Source organism: Candidatus Cloacimonadota bacterium (assembly GCA_034661015.1).
GTDB lineage: Bacteria > Cloacimonadota > Cloacimonadia > JGIOTU-2 > JGIOTU-2 > JAYEKN01.
Map to the genome: position 1 here is coordinate 1 of JAYEKN010000125.1, position 3,682 is coordinate 3,682.

Genomic DNA, 3,682 nt, shown 5'->3' on the forward strand with positions numbered 1-3,682 from the left:
CAAATTCTGAAAAAATTACTTGCGAAAACTTAGAAAAATCAATTATTAGACACAGTTAAGTTAACGCTCCTAATTTATAATATTTAGACAACTCAATGCATCCAATCATTGCAGATTTAGAATTTTCCATCAAAGATTCAATTAAATATTCCAACTATTTTCCTCCTGAATTACCACTAACATTAATATCCACGTCAACCTCAGTTGTTTTATATAACTAACCTATAATTATAGCATTTTGTTTTGAAATAACTCCAAAATCGGAGTTATTATACAACTTCCATGAGTTATTAAACATATCATTTGTATTCTCAAAAGTACCTATTTCTGTTACCTGTATTTTACAAACCATATCCAATCTGCATATTCTCCTTCACAAAATTTTTTTTACTTTCCATTCACATTTATTCGTATTTATTTATATCCCCCCATAATTTTGTCAAAGATTCCAAACTTTTTCCAAAAATTTTAGTCAATGGTTTATTAAATTTCTTCGGGATTCAGAAGGTGTCTTCAATTATTTCAACAGCATACACTTTTTTACCGCTTCAGTTTTGCCATTAATCTTTAATTTATAGAAATAGCTTCCCGAGCTAATTTGTTTATTATCAGAATCCCTTCCATTCCAGGTTACAGAATGCTCTCCAATGTCTTTATTATCGTTTACAAGAGTTTTCACTATTTGACCTTTTATATTGTAAATTGTCAATTCCACTTTGCTATGTTCATATATCGAGTAAGAAATTTTTGTATCAGAATTAAAGGGATTAGGATAATTTTGCTGAAGAATTCCAACTATTTTTTGAATTTCATTATTCCCAATTCCATTAAAATTAGTATCAAGATCAATTTTATAAGCAGAACAACCATAAGTTCCGATAACTAAGGTTCTGGTTTCATTATGGATTTTCATATCTGTAATGGGGACGTTAGGAATCCCTTCCGAAATACTTGTCCAAATATCTCCCCCGTTGTCCGAATAAAATATTCCGGCATCGGAACCGACAAATATCCGATTTGGTATAGAGGGGTCGAGAATGATTGAATTCATAGGAATCTCCGGTAGATTAGAGCTGATGTCTGTCCATGTCAAACCAAGATTATTCGATTTGAAAACATGAGGAGCAGTTTCATCCCATCTGAAACCGGAAACAGTAGCATAGATAATGGAAGGGTCAAATGGATCGGCAGCAACTCTTGTTATCCAACGATCCGGTAATCCGGGAGTAATATCGTTCCAGCTATTCCCTCCATTTGGAGAAACATGAACATTTCCATCATCAGTACCGGCAATAATAATTTCCGGATCTAAAGGTGAAACCGCAATAGTTGTAACCGTATGATAGCTGCTACCAACGTCTCCATCTGTCAAATCACCGCTGACAGGTGTCCAATCTTCGCCGTAATCTAAAGTTTTCCAAATGCGGTATGTGCCGAAATACAAAATATTTGATTGATCAGGATTCATTGCGAGAGGAGAAGACCAGTTTTTCCTATCGTTTTGCATTTCGTAATAAATGGGATACATATAACTTCCCCCATTTGTTGATTTGAACAAACTTCCCCACTGATATTCCGCATAAATTATGTTAGGATCATCATAATCTACGAGACAATAAAATCCATCGCCACCCAATATTACATGCCAGTCATCGAGATTTCCGGTTAAGGTTCTAATCGTGGAATTATCCTGCGTCCCGCCATATATTCGATATGGGTTTGTCTTATCGATCTCGATAGCGTAAAATTGAGTGAGAGGAATATTATCTATCTTTGTCCAGTTCTCACCGAGATCAAAGCTGAAATATAAACCCCCATCATTTCCTTCCATAATTCTTCCGCTATTTTCATCTATTTCAAGAGCGTGATGATCAACGTGGATCTCATCCATATTTCCATAATCTGCAAGGAGAATCCAGGAATTTCCGGCATTATCCGAGCGGTATAATTCCACCCCAAGAACATAAACTCTATTTTCATCAGTGGGATCAACTCTGATTTGCCCGAAATACCAACCGAAGGAACTGTTCATTCCATCTAAATAACCGTCATTGGTTCTTGTCCAAGACGTTCCATTATCGGAAGTTTTATAGACTCTTACTTCCGAATTCGGCATATCATAAAATGCGTAAAGAACATCCGGATTCGTCTTTGATATATCAATTCCTATTCTGCCTACATTATTTCCGGTCGGAAGCCCGTTGGTTAATTCAAACCAGTTATCTCCCCCATCTGTTGTTTTCCAGATTCCGGAAGTTTCACCAAAAGAATGACGGTAAGTTAATCCCCTCATTCTTTCCCACATAGATGCGTAAAGGATATTCGGATTTGCTGAATCCTGAACCAGATCAACTGCCGAAGTGGAATCCGTAATAAACAATTTTCTATCCCAGGTCAGCCCTCCGTCATCACTGCGATAAATTCCTCTCTCTTCATTTGGAGTGAATAGATTTCCACAAGCTGCCACGAAAATCCTTTCGGAATTTGCAGGATCAACAAGAATTCTCCCGATGTATGCGGACTGTTCCAAACCGATATGCTGCCAACTTTCACCGGCATTAGTAGTCTTGTAAATTCCATTCCCAAAAAAACTATAACTTGAAGCATTTGCTTCACCGGTTCCAACATATAAAATATCCTCATTATCCGGATCAACAGCCATATCTCCAATAGAAATCACAGGTGCATTGGCAAAAACATTTTCCCAACTTTGACCATTGTTTATTGTTTTGAAAACACCACCCGAAGCTGCTCCTACATAGATTGTTTCCGGTGAATTCGGAAGAATTACCAAATCCGTTATTCTTCCCCCGATGTTTGTCGGACCAACCAATTCCCAATCATAACGCACATCTGGAGAGTTTCTGTGAAGTTCGGCAGCTTGTTCCATTCCCAAGATGTATGATTCCAGTTTGATCTGATCATGCGGATAACAGCGTTGATAAGCCATCCATTCATTGGTAACTGCATCCGGTTCTTTTTTCAGCGATGATCCAAAAGGTCGCTTTATCAAAGCTTTGTAAGGTTTCCTTATCCTTTCCCTTTTTAGAGAATTTTGCCTATTATCGAAATAAAAATATGCTCCAACAATGATGATCACTGTTAGGGCAATAAAAAACATGTTTTTTGTTTTCATGATTTTTCTCCTTTTTATATCTCATTTCTATATACTTGCTGCTAAATCCAACTTTCTCATATAAAAATCTTGCTGGATTTTCAGGCTCAACGTGCAATGCAATACTACCTTTTGCTAAATCAATTGTTTTTTGCATTAATACTTTTCCTATTCCTTTTCCCCTGTGTTCTTTATGAGTTGCAATATAAACTAAGATGTTTTCAGGAATATAGTCTTTCATCCCTGTTTGATTTACCACTACGACACAAGAAATTTCGTCTTCTAAATGAGACACTAAAATAAATCCACCAAAAGAAGCCGTTTCTTTTAACGCATAATTTACTGCTTTTTCAATGTCTGGTTTTGGGTCTCCATATTCTTGTAAATTGTCATACAAGAAATCAATTACATTTTTTTTTCTTTTAAATTCGGTTTGTTTGTTGTATCAAACACTTCTGTTGGAATCATAAATAATTTTCCTTTCTTTAATTAATAAATTTTCAAGTTTGGTACTGTAATAATTTTTTTTGAGATACGCAAATTTTTCTCAAATGGTGCATAACGGTT

At 35.8% G+C, this 3,682-nt stretch carries 2 protein-coding genes; both read right to left on the bottom strand.

Annotated features, from left to right (window positions below; all coding sequences use genetic code 11):
- Window positions 1–517 precede the first annotated feature (517 nt).
- A complete protein-coding gene (locus tag U9P79_05125; protein MEA2104010.1) occupies window positions 518–3,136 on the bottom strand; it encodes a FlgD immunoglobulin-like domain containing protein in 2,619 nt (872 codons plus the stop codon).
- Window positions 3,063–3,512, bottom strand: coding sequence for a GNAT family N-acetyltransferase (locus U9P79_05130; GenBank protein MEA2104011.1), 450 nt, complete (start codon window positions 3,510–3,512; stop codon window positions 3,063–3,065). The genes U9P79_05125 and U9P79_05130 overlap by 74 nt, the downstream gene beginning before the upstream one ends.
- Between the last annotated feature and the right edge of the window lie 170 nt (window positions 3,513–3,682).

Coding starts and splice junctions, on each gene's coding strand:
- U9P79_05125 (MEA2104010.1), bottom strand. CDS start 3,136: ATGAAAACAAAAAACATGTTTTTTATTGCCCTAACAGTGATCATCATT.